This is a genomic window from Streptomyces sp. NPDC059003 (genome assembly GCF_042740445.1).
Lineage (GTDB): Bacteria > Actinomycetota > Actinomycetes > Streptomycetales > Streptomycetaceae > Streptomyces.
Genome location: NZ_JBHYJH010000001.1, coordinates 265522 through 282281 on the forward strand (window position 1 = coordinate 265522; position 16760 = coordinate 282281).

Annotated in this window: 4 protein-coding genes and 4 pseudogenes; 6 read left to right on the forward strand and 2 right to left on the reverse strand. The window is 74.1% G+C overall.

The window, feature by feature from the left end; translation table 11 throughout:
- Window positions 1-109: 109 nt before the first annotated feature.
- The 5 genes and pseudogenes from kdpF (at window position 110) to kdpA (ending at window position 4950) form a co-directional block, all read left to right on the forward strand.
- The gene (kdpF, locus tag ACFWZ5_RS01195; protein ID WP_384786139.1) at window positions 110-199 is read left to right on the forward strand and encodes a K(+)-transporting ATPase subunit F; all 90 of its coding nucleotides are present in this window, start codon (window positions 110-112) and stop codon (window positions 197-199) included.
- Window positions 199-2372, forward strand: a pseudogene (kdpB, locus tag ACFWZ5_RS01200) (potassium-transporting ATPase subunit KdpB). Before kdpF ends, kdpB begins: the two are co-directional and overlap by 1 nt.
- Window positions 2373-2473: 101 nt before the next feature.
- Window positions 2474-2632, forward strand: a pseudogene (locus ACFWZ5_RS01205) (potassium-transporting ATPase subunit C); the annotation flags it as partial.
- 375 nt (window positions 2633-3007) lie between these two features.
- A pseudogene (locus ACFWZ5_RS01210) lies at window positions 3008-3298 on the forward strand (potassium-transporting ATPase subunit C); the annotation flags it as partial.
- A gap of 2 nt (window positions 3299-3300) precedes the next feature.
- Window positions 3301-4950: a potassium-transporting ATPase subunit KdpA gene (gene kdpA / locus ACFWZ5_RS01215; protein WP_384786142.1), complete on the forward strand. Its 1650-nt coding sequence runs from the start codon at window positions 3301-3303 to the stop codon at window positions 4948-4950.
- On the opposite strand, the gene ACFWZ5_RS01220 is transcribed toward kdpA, so the two are convergent.
- Window positions 4898-7762, reverse strand: coding sequence for a hypothetical protein (locus tag ACFWZ5_RS01220; RefSeq protein WP_384786145.1), 2865 nt, complete (start codon window positions 7760-7762; stop codon window positions 4898-4900). The two genes, kdpA and ACFWZ5_RS01220, sit on opposite strands and share 53 nt — an antisense overlap.
- A gap of 164 nt (window positions 7763-7926) precedes the next feature.
- Between ACFWZ5_RS01220 and ACFWZ5_RS01225 the strand changes: the two genes are divergently transcribed.
- On the forward strand, window positions 7927-10461 hold the full coding sequence (locus ACFWZ5_RS01225) for a polysaccharide lyase family 8 super-sandwich domain-containing protein (RefSeq protein ID WP_384786148.1): 2535 nt from the start codon (window positions 7927-7929) through the stop codon (window positions 10459-10461).
- Here ACFWZ5_RS01225 and ACFWZ5_RS01230 read toward each other — a convergent pair.
- Window positions 10445-16702: pseudogene (locus ACFWZ5_RS01230) on the reverse strand (amino acid adenylation domain-containing protein); the annotation flags it as partial. The gene ACFWZ5_RS01225 and the pseudogene ACFWZ5_RS01230 overlap by 17 nt on opposite strands.
- Window positions 16703-16760 lie beyond the last annotated feature (58 nt).

Consider the following 16760-nt stretch of genomic DNA (forward strand, 5'->3'; position numbering starts at 1 on the left):
GCCCCCGGCCTGCGGGCATAGCGTCACGGCTCGTCGTCTCCTTCTCCTTCTCCCTCCCCCTCCCTGTCTCCTTCTCCCTCCCCGTCTCCGTGAGGACAAGGTCTCCTCGATGTCCGTGGAAAACGTCGTCGGCCTGATCGTGGCCGTCGCGCTGCTCGCCTACCTTGTGGTCGCCCTGATCAGGCCGGAGCGCTTCTGATGACCGCTCCCGTGCGGACAAGGCCCGCGCCCGGCAAGGACGTCACCCCGCCGGAACCCGACCGTGACCGGCGCGTCGGCGCGGGCATGCTCGACCCGACGCAGCTGTGGCGCGCGCTCCCGCAGGCGCTGCGCAAGCTGAACCCGGTGACCCTGCTGCGCAACCCCGTCATGTTCGTCACCGAGGTCGGCGCCGCGCTGACCACCGGCCTCGCACTGCTCGACCCCAGCGGGTTCGGCTGGCTCATCACCGTGTGGCTGTGGCTGACCGTGCTCTTCGCCAACCTCGCCGAAGCCGTGGCCGAGAGCCGCGGCAAGGCGCAGGCCGACTCCCTGCGCAGGACGCAGCAGCACACGACGGCCCGCCGCCTGACGGGGTGGGAGCCCGGCGCCGGGCACGGCGCGTACGTCGAGGAGACCGTCGCCGCGACGGACCTGCGGCGCGGCGACCTCGTGTCCGTGCCCGCGGGCGAGCTGATCCCCGGCGACGGCGACGTCGTCGAGGGCGCCGCGAGCGTCGACGAGTCCGCCATCACCGGCGAGTCCGCGCCCGTCATCCGTGAGTCCGGCGGCGACCGCAGCGCCGTCACCGGCGGCACCCGGGTGCTGTCCGACCGGCTCGTCGTACGCGTCACGCAGGAGCCCGGCGACAGCTTCCTCGACCGCATGATCTCCCTGGTCGAGGGCGCCGACCGGCAGAAGACCCCGAACGAACTGGCGCTCAACCTGCTCCTGGTGATGCTGACCTTCGTCTTCCTGGTCGCGGTCGTGACGCTCCAGCCGATGGCGATCTTCTCCAAGGAGGCCATGGGCGCCGCGCACGACACCGCGGCGCTCACCGCCGACGGCGTCACCGGCATCGTCCTGGTCTCGCTGCTCGTCTGTCTGATCCCGACGACGATCGGCGCGCTGCTGTCCGCGATCGGCATCGCGGGCATGGACCGGCTCGTGCAGCGCAACGTCCTCGCCATGTCCGGCAGGGCCGTCGAGGCCGCGGGCGACGTGAACACGCTGCTCCTCGACAAGACCGGCACCATCACCTACGGCAACCGGCGCGCGAGCGACTTCCTGCCGGTGGGCGCCGTCCCGGTGGAGCGCCTCGCGGGGGCGGCGCTCCTGTCCAGCCTCGCGGACGAGACGCCCGAGGGCCGCTCGATCGTCGCGTACGCGAACAGCGAGCACCACTCGGTGGTCGAGGGGACGCGCGACGCCGCGGGCGCCGCATGGGTGCCGTTCAGCGCGACCACCCGGATGTCCGGCGTGGACCTGCCGAACGGCAGGAAGCTGCGCAAGGGCGCGGCCTCGGCGGTCGCGGCCTGGATCCGTGAGCAGGGCGGGGCGGTGCCCGACTCGCTCGACGACGCCGTGGCGCGGGTCTCCGCTTCCGGCGGCACGCCGCTGGCCGTGGCCGAGCTGACGGCCGACGGCACGGCCGAGGTGCTCGGCGTCGTCCACCTCAAGGACGTCGTCAAGCCGGGCCTGCGTGAGCGGTTCGACGAGCTGCGCACCATGGGCATCCGCACGGTGATGATCACCGGCGACAACCCGGTGACCGCCAGGGCGATCGCCGACGAGGCCGGTGTCGACGACTTCCTGGCCGAGGCGACGCCCGAGGACAAGCTGTCCCTGATCAAGCGCGAGCAGGCGGGCGGCAAGCTCGTCGCGATGACCGGCGACGGCACCAACGACGCCCCGGCCCTCGCCCAGGCGGACGTCGGCGTCGCCATGAACACCGGCACCTCGGCCGCCAAGGAGGCCGGGAACATGGTCGACCTCGACTCCGACCCCACGAAGATCATCGAGATCGTGGAGATCGGCAAGCAACTCCTCATCACCCGCGGCGCGTTGACGACCTTCTCGATCGCCAACGACATCGCGAAGTACTTCGCGATCCTGCCCGCCATGTTCGCGGCCGTGTACCCGGGGCTCGGGCGGCTCAACATCATGGACCTGCACTCGCCGCTCTCGGCGATCCTCTCCGCGGTCGTCTTCAACGCCCTCGTCATCGTGGCGCTGATCCCGCTCGCCCTGCGCGGCGTGCGCTACGGCCGTCGTCGGCGTCCGCGCTGCTCACCCGGAACCTGTGGATCTACGGACTCGGCGGGGTCGTCGCGCCGTTCCTTGCCATCAAGTTCATCGACTTCGCCCTCGTCCAGTTCATCCCAGGGGTCTGACCATGAACCACCGCCTGCCGCCCTGGCTCGCCCAGAACGCCGTCGCCCTGCGCGTCGTGCTCGTCCTGACGGTCCTGACCGGCCTCGCCTATCCCCTGGTCATGACGGCCGCCGCCCACGTGCCGGGCCTGCGCGACCGCGCCGAGGGCTCCGTCGTCGAGGGCGCCGACCGCAGGGCCGCGGGCAGCTCGCTCATCGGCCAGTCCTTCCTCGACAAGAAGGGCAGGCCGATCGTCACGTACTTCCAGTCGCGGCCCTCCCACGCCGGTACGGGCTACGACGCCACGGCGTCCGGCGCCGGGAACCAGGGCCCCGAGTCCGTCGTGGACACCGAGGACAAGCCGAGCCTGCTCACGCTGGTGTGCTCCCGCAGCAAGCAGGTCGGCGCCCTCGAAGGCGTCGACGGCGCCCGCCCGTTCTGCACGCCCGACGGCGTGGGCGCGGTCCTCGGCGTGTTCCACGAGGACGGCACCACCGGCCGCGTCACCCGGGCCGTGAGCCTCAACCAGGCCTGCCCGGCGAAGCCGTTCCTCGCCACGTACCAGGGCGTCGCCGTGCGCTGCGCGCGGCCCGGCGCGGACTACAGCGGCGCGCTGACCGTCCCCGTACGCGGCGACGCGCCCGCGCGACCGACGGTGCCCGCCGACGCGGTCACCGCCAGTGCCAGCGGCCTCGACCCGCACATCAGCCCGGCGTACGCGAAGCTCCAGGCGCCCCGGGTCGCCCGTGAGCGCGGCATGAGCGTGGCCGCGGTCCGCTCGCTGGTCGAGCGCCACACCACGGGCCGCGCGCTCGGCGTCCTCGGCGCACCCGGCGTCAACGTCGTGGAGCTGAACATCGCGCTCGACCGCGACCACCCCGTGCCGTCGACCACCAAGTCCCCCTCTGCCCCGTCCCCGTCCCCGTCCAGCAAGCAGGGAGCCTGACCATGGCGGCCTGGATCCAGGCATCGCTCGTCCTCGCCGTGGTCGTGGGCCTCCACGTCCCGCTCGGCGACTATCTGGCCCGTGTCCTCGACGGCGGGAAGCACTGGCGGCCCGAGCGGGCCGTGTACCGCGTCTGCGGCATCGCCCCGGACCGGGAGCAGAACTGGAAGCACTACCTCACCGCGCTGCTCGCCTTCACGGCGATGAGCATCGCCGCGCTGTTCGCCCTGTTCGCCCTCCAGGACAAGCTGCCCTGGTCGACGGGGCACGCGGGCATGCCGTGGCGCACCGCGCTGCACACCGCGGTGTCGTTCACCACCAACACCAGCTGGCAGAACTACGCGGGCGAGTCCACCACCGGGCACCTCGCCGTCATGGCGGGCCTCGGCGTCCAGGCGTTCGCGTCGGCGGCCGTCGGCATCTGTGTGGCCCTCGTCCTGATCCGCGGCCTCACGCGCCGCTCGACGGACGACCTCGGCAACTTCTGGGTCGATCTGCTGCGCACCGTCTTCCGCGTCCTCGTGCCGATCGCGGTGGTCGGCGGCCTGGTCCTGATGGCGGGCGGTGTCATCCAGAGCCTCGGCGACGGCCGCACCGTCGACACCGTGGCGGGCCCCCAGCAGACGCTCCTGGACGGCCCGGTCGCCGCCTGGGAGCCGGTGAAGCTGTTCTCCGGCGACGGCGGCGGCGTCTTCAACGCCAGCAGCGCCCACCCGTACGAGAACCCCACCGCCTGGACCAACGCCGTCGAGATCGTCCTGATGCTGCTCGTCCCGACGGCCTGCATCCGCATGTTCGGCCGCATGACCGGCAGCCTCAAGCACTCCTGGACCCTCCTGACCGTCGTGGGCCTTCTGTTCGGGCTGCTGCTCGCGGCCGGTTCCCTCGCGCAGACCGCGCACACCGGCACGGTCACCGAAGCGGTCGGCGGACCCCACGAAGGCACGGAGACCCGCATCGGCGTCCCCGGCTCCACCCTCTTCGGCGTGGCCGCCACAGGCACCGCGGACGGCGCGGCCAACGCGTCGTACGACAGCTTCTCCAGCCTCGGCGGCGGTGTGCTGCTCGCCGCGATGATGCTCGGCGAGATCGCCCCCGGCGGCACCGGAAGCGGCCTGTACGGCCTGATCGTGGTGGTCCTCGTCGCCGTCTTCGTCGGCGGTCTGATGGTCGGCCGCACCCCGGAGTACCTGCGCAAGCGCATCGGCTTCGGCGAGATGCGGTGGGTCGTGGTCTACGCCCTGATCCCGCCCACCGTCATCCTCGCCTGCACGGGCATCGCCCTCGCCACCGGCAACGGCCAGTCCTCCATGGGCGATCCCGGCGCCCACGGCCTGACCGAGCTCATCTACGCCTACACCAGCAACACCAACAGCAACGGCAGCGCGATGGCGGGCTTCAACGGCGCCACCGACTTCCACAACCTGCTGATGGTCGGCGCGATGCTCGCGGGCCGCTACCTCCCGATGGTCTGCGTCCTGGCCCTGGCGGGCCGCCTCGCGCGGCAGCAGCCCGGTGTCGTCACCGTCGGCACCCTCCCCGCCCAGGGCCCCACCTTCGTGGTCCTCGCGACGGCGGCCTCCCTCGTCCTCGCCCTGCTCAACTTCCTCCCGGCGCTGTCCCTGGGGGCAGTGGCGGACGGAACGCTGTAACGACCGCTTCCTCGCCCTCCCCCACGCCCTCGCCCTCGTCCCGGCTGCGGGCGAAGCGCCTGAGCAACACGCGGGCCTCCTCGTCGCGGCCCAGGGCGACCAGTGCGCGGGCGTGGATGTCGACGGCGTGGGCGAGCTTCTGCCCGAGGGTGCCGCCCTGCCGGCCGAGGGGCCACAGGAGGCGGGTGGCCTCTTCGGCCGCGGCGAGGGCCGTCGGGAGCTCGCGCCGGTCGATGACGTGCATCCACGCGATGGTGCAGAGCATGTCGGCGAGGTGGCGCCGCTCGGCCTGGCCGCCCGCGCCCGCCAGCGCGCGGCGCAGGTCCATCGCCTCCTTCCAGGCGAGCAGGGCGCGGCCGTGATGACGGGTGCGGTACAGCTGCACGGCGAGGGTCTCCAACGAGGCCGCGAGCGCCGTCTCGTGGCGTCCGGGCCGGGCCGCGGCCAGGCCCCGCCGGATGCCTGCCGACTCGTCCAGGACGCGGCAGGCCTCTTCGTGGTGGCTCAGCGAGGCGAGGCGCGAGCCGAGGTTGAGCAGGCCGATCGCCAGGACCTCCTCGTACGCGGCCGGGCTGACGTCGACGAGGCGGCGCAGCACCTGCACCGCTTCGGTCGCGGCGTCGCACGCCTGACGGGGCCGGGACACGTCGGAGAGGCGGCGGCTCAGGTTGACGAGGGCGGAGGCGAGCGTCGGCTCGTGGGTGTGCGGGTGGGACCGGGCCAGGGCGCGCTGGATCCCGACGGCTTCCTGCGCCGCCGCGACGGCGTCGTGTCTGCGGTCGGCGTACGCGAGGCAGATCGCGAGGTTCGCCAGGGCGGCGGCGAGGGCCGCGGAGTGCGCCGTCGGCCCCGGCCCGCCCGCCGCGGCGGCGGCCTGGCGGCGTCTGATGTCCACGGCTTCCTGGGCCGTGGCGAGGGCCGTGGCCCAGTGGCCCTCCGTGGCCAGGTCGGCGGCGCAGTTGGACAGCGCGACGGCGAGGGCGTCGTCGTGCCTGCCGGGTTCCTCGTCCGCGAGTCCGCGCAGGACCCGTACGGCCTGTTCCGTGGCGGCGAGCGCGTCCGCCGTGTCCCCGCGCTTCGCCAGGTACACGCCCACGTCGCAGAGGACCTCCGCGAACGACGGCTCACGGGCGACGGCGTGCGGGTCCGTCATGCTGCGCCGGATGGCCATGGCCCGCTGTCCGGACTTCAGGGCCTGGTCGTGCAGTCCGGCGTGGGACTGGCGCTGGGCGAGCTCGTTGAGGATCCTGGCCTGCTCCTCCGGGTCGTGCAGGCGGCTCAGGCGGTACTCGGCGAGGCGCTGCGAGAGCGCCGCGGCACCGGAGTTCAGGTCGGTGTGGGCGCCTTCGGGCAGATGGGCCTCGACGCCTTCGAGCACGGACAGGTCCATGCCCTCGATCTCGCTGAGCGCGGCGAGGGTCGCGCCACCGGCGGCCACGCCGAGCCGCGGCTCGGCCCGCAGAAGCGGCTCCAGCTGGTCCGCGCGCACGTGCGGCCAGCGTGCCGCGGTGGCGACCAGCGTGGCGAGGGCCCGCCTGCGGCACGACAGCGCCTGCCCCTCGAGGAGCCGCCGCGGCGCGTCCACCGCCCAGGGGTCGGGCTCGAATCCGGTGATGCCGTGGCCCGGCACGCTCAGGGCGAGGAAGTCCTCCGCGAGCCGGTCGGGATAGAGGGGCTCCAGGACGGTGGCTCCCTCGGGCCCGGGGTACGACAGGGCGTGGTCCTTCAGGATCTGGTCGGCGTGCTCGGCCGAGCCGACGCCGATCCGCGCCAGGACCTGCAGGGCCTCGCGGTAGGACAGCGCGTTCGTCAGCGCAGCGGTGTAGACGACCTGGCCGAAGGCGTGCGCGGTGATGCGGACGCGGTGGTTGCCGTGCAGGGATTCCCAGTGGGCCCGTTCGCGCGCGAGGAGGTACGCGGAGACCTCCGCCGCGCCGCCGGGCACCGCGAGGTTGCGCCGGCGGGCGTCGACGGCGGCGAGGGCGGCCATGTGGACCGCCAGGACCTGGCGGTACTCCGGGTCGGTGCCGAGCCCCTCCGGATGGTCGATGCCCTCGACGTCGGCCACCCCCAGCGCCTGGGCGAAGCAGTCCCGCGCCGTGCGGAAGAGCCGCTGCGGCGAGACCTCGGCGTCGTCGGCGAGGCCCGGCAGCGGCAGGTCGTCGAGCGGGATGTCGAAGCCGCCGAGCCGGTGGACGAGGTACTGCCACCAGGTGCCGCGCGGCCGGGCGACCAGGAGCACCCGGACGCGGCCCCCCTGCCGCGCGGCGTCGACGAGCAGCTCGATGAGGTCCGCCGTCGGCCAGCGCTCGGCGTAGTCCACGACCATGAGCACTCCGGCGCGGCCGGACGCGGAGCCGCCGATCGGGCGCGGTGACGACGGCAGCGCGTCGCTCGCGTGGCGCGCCTGGAGCACGTCCCACCCGGCCTCGTGGCTCAACTGCGCGAACCGGGCGGCCATCCGGGACTTCCCCTGGCCTCCGGGGCCGTGCACGAGCAGCGCGGTGACCCGGTCCGGCCGGTCGCGCCACTCCGTGAGGCGGGCGAGCTCCGTGCGCCGCCCGGTGAAGCCCACGAGGCCGTGGCGTGCGTCGAGGAGCCGGGCGGGCTGGGCCCGCACCCATGATTCGGGGATGGGCGGGCGCGTCAGCGGGAAGGCCTCCACGCCGTACAGCGGTCGCGCGTGGTGCATCTGCACGCTGTGGATCTCGTGCGCCTGCACCACGGGCCCATGGATCGTCGCGCCCTCGATCCACTGCCGATGCCCCGTCACCGCGGTCCCCGCCGTCCCGTCCGTTCCCACCCGTGCCACCGCTGCCCGCCTCATCATCACGCGCGCGGCGACCGGACACGGCCGATTCACCGAAGAGATACGTCCACGGCGGCGCTGTGCTACCCGCCGCGCCCTCTTGCCCCGGTACGGGCCCTCTGCTTGACTCCGGCCGCCACCCGGCCCTCGCACCCGCGGAGGAAGTCATGGACATCACCCGCAGACGTCTGCTCTCCGTCCTCGGGGCCGCCGGGCTCCTGGCCGTGGTTCCCGTGGGGGCCGCGACCGCGGCCGACCAGGAGCGGCTGCTCGGCAACGTCGTGGCGCTGTTCGCGGGGACCGCCGCGTCGAACGCCCGCCAGGAGACGGCGGGAAAGCGGGCGGCGATCGACCGGACGGCGCGGGCGAATCTGACGGCGCTGGACGCCGCGGGGCCGGACGAGCTGTTCGACGGGCTCGTGCTCGGCACGGACGAGGCCAACCTCAACACGGCGTTCCGGAAGCTGTTCGAGATCGCTCTCGCCACGCGCACGCCCGGCAGCCCCGCATCCGACCTGTACCAGAACGCGGCCGTGCAGCGGCGGGTCATCGACGGGCTCGGGTGGCTGCACGAGCGGTACTACGGGGACCAGTCCAAGGGGTATTACGGCAACTGGTTCCACTGGGAGATCGGCATCTCGCAGCACATCAGCAAGACGCTGGTGCTGCTCGCCGACGAGGCGGCCGCCCACCGCCCGGACCTGGTGCGCACGTACGTCGCCTCCATGGACGCGTATCTGCGCAACGGCGTGGACGGGGACGTGAACCTCGATTCGCGGTTCCACACCGGCGCCAACCTCGCCGACATCACCACCAACCGCATCCTCCAGGGCGCGCTCCTCGGGGACGACGCGCGGGTGCGCAAGGCGCTCACCGACCAGCTGACGGTGTTCGCGACCATCGACCCGTACCACCTGAAGCACGGCGTCACGGACGGGTACTACGCGGACGGATCGTTCCTCCAGCACTCCTCCGTCGCCTACACCGGCTCGTACGGGAAGGGGCTGCTCTCGCGCGTCGTGCAGACCCTGACGTTCCTCGACGGCACGGGGTTCGCGCACGGCGAGGAGCTGGTGCCGGTCGTCCTGCGGTGGGTGCGGGACGGGTTCGCCCCGGTGATCTTCGAGGGGTGGATGATGGAGATCGTCAAGGGGCGGGCGGTGTCGCGCACGGACAGCGGGTACGCCGATGTCGGTGTCGTGGTGGAGGCGGTCGTCGATCTCGCGGCGCTCGCGCGCGGTGCGGACGCGGCGGCGCTGCGGGGCTACGCCAAGTACGTCGGGACGACGTCCCGGGTCCCGTTCGACCCGGGCCGCTTCGTGTCGCCCGTCAGCATGGTGCGGTACGCCGACATCGCCGGTGACGCGTCGGTGCCGCCCGCCGACCTCAACCCGGCCGCGCGCAGCGTCGCCTTCAACGCGATGGACAGGACGGTGCACCGCAGGCCGGGCTACGCGTTCGCGCTCGCCCGCAGCTCGGACCGGATCAGCAAGTACGAGTACATGAACGGCGAGAACCTGCTGCCGTGGTTCCAGGGCGAGGGCGCGCACTACCTGTATCTGGCGGGGCAGGACCAGACGCGGGCCTTCGGCGTCGACTACTTCACCGTCGTGTCGCCGTACGCGCTCGCCGGGGTCACCGCCCCGGTCGAGGCGCGCCGGACGATTCCCGAGCTCTACGGCAAGCCCTACTACGACAATCCCGGCCACCCGCTGAACTTCACGCCGTCGTCCGAATCGCAGAATAAGTACGTGTACTTCCCGCGGGGCACGCATGCGTTCTCCGGCGGTGCCGTGCTCGGTGCCTACGGCGCCGCGGGGATGGTGCAGTCCGACGACGTCCCCTACCGCGACCGGGCGCTGCTGCCGAGGGACTTTGTGACGTACCGCAACGCCTCGGCCACCAAGTCGTGGTTCCTGTTCGACGAGGAGGTCGTCGTGCTCGCGGCGGGGGTCGGTGACGGGGCCGGGCGGGCGGTCAGCACGGCCGTCGACGCGCGGATCGCCGCTCCCGGGGACCAGGTGTCCCTGGTGGGAGCGCTGCGCGACGGACGGCCCTGGAGCGGCACCGGCGTCGGCGACCTGCGCTGGCTGCGGTACGCCGACTCCGCGCAGGGGACGGCCGTCGGGTACGTCTTCCTCGACACCCCGCCCGTGCGGGTCGCCCTGGACGAGGTCACGCGCAGTCGGCGCGTCGTCCGCACGGCGAACCCGGACACGGTGGTGACGCGGCAGGTGTTCGGCGTGCACGTCGACCAGGTGCCCGGCGCGGGTCCGGTGCGGCTCGCCTACGCGCTGGTGCCGCACGCGGGCGAGCGGGCCCTGCGGGCGTACGACGACGGACCGGTGCGCGTCCTCGCCAACTCCCGTACGGCGCAGGCGGTGTCCCATGCGGGGCTCGGCCTGACGGCCCTCAACGCCTTCACGCCCGGCCGCCATGACGTCGGGCGGCTGCGCGTGGACGGGCCCGCGTCGGTGCTCGTCCGCACGCGGGGACGGCGCGGCGACGGCCGCACGGCCGTCGCCGTGTCCGACCCGACCATGGACCGGGACGGTGTCGGAGTTCTGTTGCGGGGCCGGTCGCTGCGGCCGGTCCAGGCGGACGACGGGGTGCGCGTGCGGGCGGTGCCCGGCGGGACCCGTATCGACGTCACCACCCGCCACGCGTACGGCCGGAGCTTCACCGTCACCCTGCGCCCGTGACCGGTGCGGCCTGCTGCGGCAGCCGCGCGGCGAGCGCGGCGACGGTGGGGGCCTCGAACACCGCCCGGATGCCGAGGTCCACGTCCAGCGCCGCGCGGACGCGGGACACGAGCTTGACGGCGAGCAGGGAGTGCCCACCGAGGTCGAAGAAGCTGTCGTCGACGCCGACGCCCGGCAGCCCGAGCGCTTCGGCGAACAGGGCGCACAGGGCCGTCTCGGCGGCGGTCCGCGGTCCACGGCCGGTCGGCCGTGCCGCCACCGTGTCGGCGGGCGCGGGCAGGGCGCGCCGGTCGAGCTTGCCGCTGGGGTTGAGCGGCATCCGCTCCAGGCGCACATAGCTGGACGGGACCATGTACTCGGGCAGTCCGCGTGCCAGCAGGGCGCGCAACTCGGCGCTGTCCGGGGCGTGTTCGGCACCTTCGGCGGTGACGTAGTACGCCACCAGGCGCGGGTCGCCCGACGGGTCCGTGCGGACGGCGACCGCGGTCTGCGCCACGCCGGGGTGGGCGGCGAGGACGGACTCCACCTCGCCCGGCTCGATGCGGAAGCCGCGCAGCTTGACCTGGTCGTCGGTGCGCCCGAGGTACTCCAGGTTGCCGTCGGCGCGCCAGCGGGCCAGGTCGCCGGTGCGGTACATCCGCTCCCCCGGCCCGCCGAACGGGTCGGGCACGAAGCGCCCCGCGGTCAGGCCCGGCCTGCCCGGATAGCCGCGGGCGAGGCCCGTGCCCGCGAGGTACAGCTCGCCCGTCACGCCCGGAGGCACGGCTTGCAGATGCGTGTCGAGGACGTAGGCGCGGGTGTTGCGGACGGGGCGGCCGATGGGCGGGGCGGCATCGGTGTCGGCGCCGTCCGGGAACCAGGCCGTGCTGTAGACGGTCGCCTCAGTGGGGCCGTACACGTTGGCGACGCGCGCTCCGGGCACGGCGGCACGGAGCTCCGCGAGGGTGTGGGCGGGCAGCGCCTCGCCCGCGACGGCGACCACGTCCGCCTTCAGGTCCACGTCGTGCTGGGTGACCAGGTGCGAAAGGGCGGACGGCACCCCGCAGATGAGGCTTCCCGACCACTGTCCGCCGGGGCGTTCGGCGAGCGCGAGCACGTCCGGCACCAGCTCGACGGCACCGCCGGTGAGCAGCGGCCCGAAGAGCTCGAAGACGGACACGTCGAAGGTGAGCGGGGTGGCGGCGAGGGTGTGCGCGAACCGCTCGTCCCCCAGCGTCTCGCGCCCCCACAGCACGAGGTCCACCACGTTGGCGTGCGGCACGAGGACGCCCTTGGGGCGGCCGGTCGACCCCGACGTGTACAGGACGTACGCGGCGTTGGCCGGGGTCAGCGGCAGTGCCCGGTCGGTGTCGCGCGGGTCGGAGTCCGGGGCGTCGGCGTCGGCCTCCAGGTACAGGCGGGGCACCCCGTCGGGGAGTGCGCACGGGGTGTCGTGGCTGGTCACGACGCAGGTGGGCGCGGCGTCCTGGAGCAGGTAGGCGATCCGGTCCGCCGGGTGGCGCGGGTCGACCGGCAGGTACGCGGCGCCCGACTTGAGGACGGCGATGAGCGCCACGACCAGGTCGGGCGAGCGGGGCAGGGCGAGCGCCACGAGCTGTTCCGGTCCGGCCCCGGCGGCGATGAGGCGGTGGGCGAGGCGGTTCGCGCGGGTGTTGACCTCCGCGTACGACAGGCGGGTGGTGCCGTGGACGACGGCCGGGGCGTCCGGGGTGCGCGCGGCCTGCTGCTCGAACAGGTCGGGCAGGGTCACCGCGGGGACGGGACGGCGGGGGTCGTGCCACTCCTCGAAGAGCAGGCGCCGCTCCTTGGCGCTGAGCAGGTCGAGCCGTCCGATGGGGGTGCCCGGGGCGTCCGCCGCGGCGCCGAGGAGCCGGGCGAGACGGGTGCCGAGTCCGGCCACGGCCGCGGGGTCGAACAGGTCGGTGCTGTACTCGAAGAAGCCGGTCAGGCCCGCCGGTTCGCCGTCGTCGGTGCGGCGCTCCTCGATGTTCAGGAGCAGGTCGAAGCGGGCCGAGCCCGGGTGCAGCAGGTCGGTGGCGATGTCGAGGCCGGGGGCGGCAAGGCGCGGCGCGGGGGCGTTCTGCAGGACCAGGGAGACCTGGAAGAGGGGGTGGCGGCCGATGACGCGGGGCGGGTTGAGGTCGTCGACGAGGTACTCGAAGGGCACGTCCTGGTGCTCGTAGGCACTCAGGGCGACGTCCCGTACGCGGTGCAGCAGGTCGCGGAAGGCGGGGTTGCCCGAGGTGTCGTTGCGGATGACCAGGGTGTTGACGAAGAAGCCTACGGAGCGGTCGAGGCCCTGGTCGGTGCGGCCGGCGATGGGTGAGCCGACGGGGATGTCCGTGCCCGCGCCGAGCCGGGTGAGCAGGGCCGCGAGCCCGGCCTGGAGCACCATGAACAGGCTGGTGCCGGTCTCCTGGGCGAGTGCGGCGAGGCGTCGGTGCAGGTCGGCGTCCCAGGCGACGGACAGGGTCTCGCCGCCGTAGCCGGGCTCGGCGGGGCGCGGGCGGGCGAAGGGCAGGTCCACCTGGTCGGGCAGGCCGTCCAATTGGCGGCGCCAGTAGGCGAGTTGCCGGGCGAGCGGGCTGGCCGGGTCGTCCGGGTCGCCCAGGAGCCGCCGCTGCCACAGGGCGTAGTCGGCGTACTGGACGGCGGGTCCGGCCGTCTGTGCGCGTCCCGCCGTGCGGGCCTCGTACGCGGACATCAGGTCCTCCGCCAGCGGTGCGAAGGACCAGCCGTCGCAGGCGATGTGGTGGACCAGGAGGAGCAGGACGTGGTCGGTGCCGGACAGCGTGAACAGGTGGGCGCGCAGCGGGAGTTCGTGGGCCAGGTCGAAGTGGTGGCCGCCGGCGTCGGCGAGCGCGCCGGGCAGCTCCGCCTCGGTGGTGCGGGTCTCGTCGAGCGGCGGCCGGGCGTCCTGGGGCGTGCGGATGCGCTGCTGCGGCTCGCCGTCGAGGTCGGGGAAGACGGTGCGCAGGGACTCGTGGCGGGCGACGAGGTCGCCGATCGCGGCGCGCAGCGCGGTGACGTCGAGGTCGCCGGTGAACCGCAGCGTCCAGGGCACGTTGTAGGCCCGGCTCGCCCCTTCGAGGCGGTGCAGGAACCACAGGCGGCGCTGGGCGAAGGAGAGCGGCAGCGGGTCGGGGCGCTCGACGGCGCGCAGCGCGGGCCGCCGGGCGTCGGCGGCGTCCGGTGCCGGAGTGTCGAGGTGCCGCGCGAGGGCGGCGGCGGTGGGGTGCTCGAAGAGGGCGCGCACGGCGAGTTCGGCGCCGAGCCGGGCGCGGACGCGCGAGGCCAGCCGGGTGGCGAGCAGCGAGTGGCCGCCGAGGGCGAAGAAGTCGTCGTCGATGCCGATGCCCTCGACGCCGAGGATCTCGGCGAACAGGGCGCACAGGACCTCTTCGCGCTCGGTGCGCGGGGCCCGCGTCGACTGCGCCTCCACGACCGGTGCGGGCAGGGCGGCGCGGTCCAGCTTGCCGTTGACGGTCAGCGGAAGCCGCTCCACGAGCACCACGGCCGACGGCAGCATGTAGTCGGGGAGGCGGTCGCGCAGGTGCTCGCGGAGGGCGGCGGTGAGCTGGGTGCCCTGGCGGGCGGCCACCGGGCTCGTGGCGTACGTCAGCGGTTCGCCGAGGGTGCCGTCCGGCTCGTACGCGGCCAGGACGCCCGCTTCCAGGGAGCAGGCGAAGACCACGTCCACCCTGTCCACGCCCGCGGCGGTCGGCGTGACGGCGACGCGGTAGCCGAGGCGTTCGCCGAGCCGGTGGAGGTCTTCGGGGTCGACGCCGTGGGGCTCCTGGTCGAGGGTGCGGCGGGCGTCCGTGACCTCGGCGCCGTTCTCGAACGCCCGTGCCGCCGCGGCTTCTTGGGTGACGCGGCTGTTGGGCACGGCAAGGACCCGGAGCCGTTCGGGGCGGTGCTCTTCCAGGTGTGCCGCGAGGGCGTCCAGGTCGGGCAGTTCGGCGCCGAAGCGCAGGCGCGGCCCGTCCGCCGGTGCCGCCTCCACGGGATGCTTGTGCAGGACGGCGTCGTAGCGGTACCGGGTCATCTCGTTGTGCAGCGCGCCGCGCCGCACCTGTACGTCGACCGCGCCGACAGCGCTTTCGCGGGCCGCGAAGGCAGGGAAGAAGTCGGGCGCGAGCAGCAGTTCCTCTTCGAGGACCAGGGCGCGCTCGACGGCGTGGCGGACCGTGGCCCGGTCGGCTCCGGGTGCCGCGCGGCGCAGCTGGGCCACGGTCGTGAAGGGGCGCAGGGCCCGCACGTCACGCACGTCGCCGACGAGGACGGCGCCGCCGGGCGCGGTGAGGTCCAGGGCCTGCCGCAGGACGTCGATCAGGTAGCCGCCGCTGGGGAAGTACTGGGCCACCGAGTTGACGACCACCACGTCGAAGTGGCCGCGCGGCAGGCCGGTGGTGTCGTGCGCGGCCTGGTGCCGCAGGTGGACCCGCGCGGCGAGCCCCGGCCGCGCGGCGACCTCCTGGCGCAGCGCCTCGACGGCCCGCGCGGAGATGTCCGTGCCGTGGTACTCGGCGCAGTCGGGGGCGAGCCGGGCGAGGAGCAGCCCGGTGCCGACGCCGATCTCCAGGACGCGCCGCGGCCGCAGTTCCCTGACGCGCCGGACGGTGGTGTCGCGCCACTCGCGCATGTGGTCCAGAGCGATGGGCCGCCGCTCGGTGTAGCTGTCGTACCAGCTGGCGAAGTTCTCGCCGAAGTCCGGGCGCGCGGCGCTGTCCTCGTCACCGGGGGGCGTCTCCGCGTACTGGGCGTCGAACACCTTCTCCCAGTCGCGCACTTGCCGTACCGCCGTGGCGTCGGTGCCCGTCTCCGGGGGCGCCGCGGGCACGACGTACGCGACCAGGCGCTTGTCGCCGGGGGTGTCCTCGCGGGCGACGACGGCGGCCTGGCGCGCCGCGGGGTGCGCGGTGAGCGCGGCTTCGATCTCGCCCGGTTCGATCCGGAAGCCGCGGATCTTGATCTGCTGGTCGGCGCGGCCGATGAACTCCAGGTCCCCGAGGTCGCTCCGGCGGACCACGTCGCCGCTGCGGTACATGCGGCCGCCGGGCGGCCCGAAGGGGTCCGCGACGAAGCGCCCGGCGGTCAGCTCCGGCCGGCCGAGGTAGCCGCGGGCGACGCCGGGCCCGGCGGCGTACAGCTCCCCCGCGACGCCGGGCGGTACCGGGCGCAGGGCCTCGTCGAGGACGTACAGGGACAGGTCGCGGATGCCGGTGCCGACGCGGCTCGGGGCGCCCGGCTCGGCGTCGGCCGCGGCGAGCCGGGTGAGGGTGGTGTGCACGGTGGTCTCGGTGATCCCGTACATGTTCACGAGCACCGGCGCGTCGTCGCGGTGCCGCTCGTACCAGGGGGCGAGCTTGCCGAAGTCGAGCGCCTCGCCCGCGAACACCACGGCGCGCAGGGCGAGTTCACGGCCGGGCGCGGCCTCCCGGTCGGCCTCCATCAAGGGGTAGAAGGCGGACGGCGTCTGGCTGAGGACGGTCACGCGCTCCGCGGCGAGCAGGGCCCGGAAGCGCTCGGGCGACCGGCTCGTCTCGTACGGCACGACGACGAGGCGGCCGCCGTGCAGGAGCGCGCCCCAGATCTCCCACACGGACACGTCGAAGGCGTACGAGTGGAACAGGCTCCACACGTCGTGCTCGTCGAAGCGGAACGCGTCGGCGGTCTCGCCGAACAGGCGGATGACGTTGTGGTGCGGGACGACGACGCCTTTGGGCCGTCCGGTGGAGCCGGACGTGTAGATCACGTACGCCGTCGTGGCGGCTCCGAGGCGGCCCGGCCGGTCGGCGTCGGTGGGGTCGGTGTCCGGCCGCACGGCCAGTTCCTCGACGGTGCCGCGGGCGGACAGGACCAGACGCGGCACGTCCGTGCGCAGGTCCAGGGGATCCTGGCTGAGCAGCAGGACCGGGCGGGCGTCCGCGAGGGTCCGGTGGCCGCGTTCGGGCGGGTGGTCCAGGTCGAGGGGCAGATAGCCGGCGCCGGTCTTGAGGACCGCGAGGATCGCTACGACGGCGTCGGCGGACCGGGGCAGGGCCAGGGCGACCAGCTTCTCGGGGCCCGCGCCCCGGGCCAGCAGGGCGTGGGCCAGGCGGTTGGCGCGCGCGTTGAGCGTGGCGTAGTCGAGGTGGGCGTCGCCCGCGGTCAGGGCCGTGCGGTGGGGGTGCAGGGCGACCTGGGCCTCGAACAGTTCCGTGAGGGTGGCGGGCGGGTCCGCGGGTGGGACGGCCGGCCGCCGCCGTTGGTCCGTGTGAGCGCTGTCCGATCCGGTGATAGCCATGGCCCAGCCC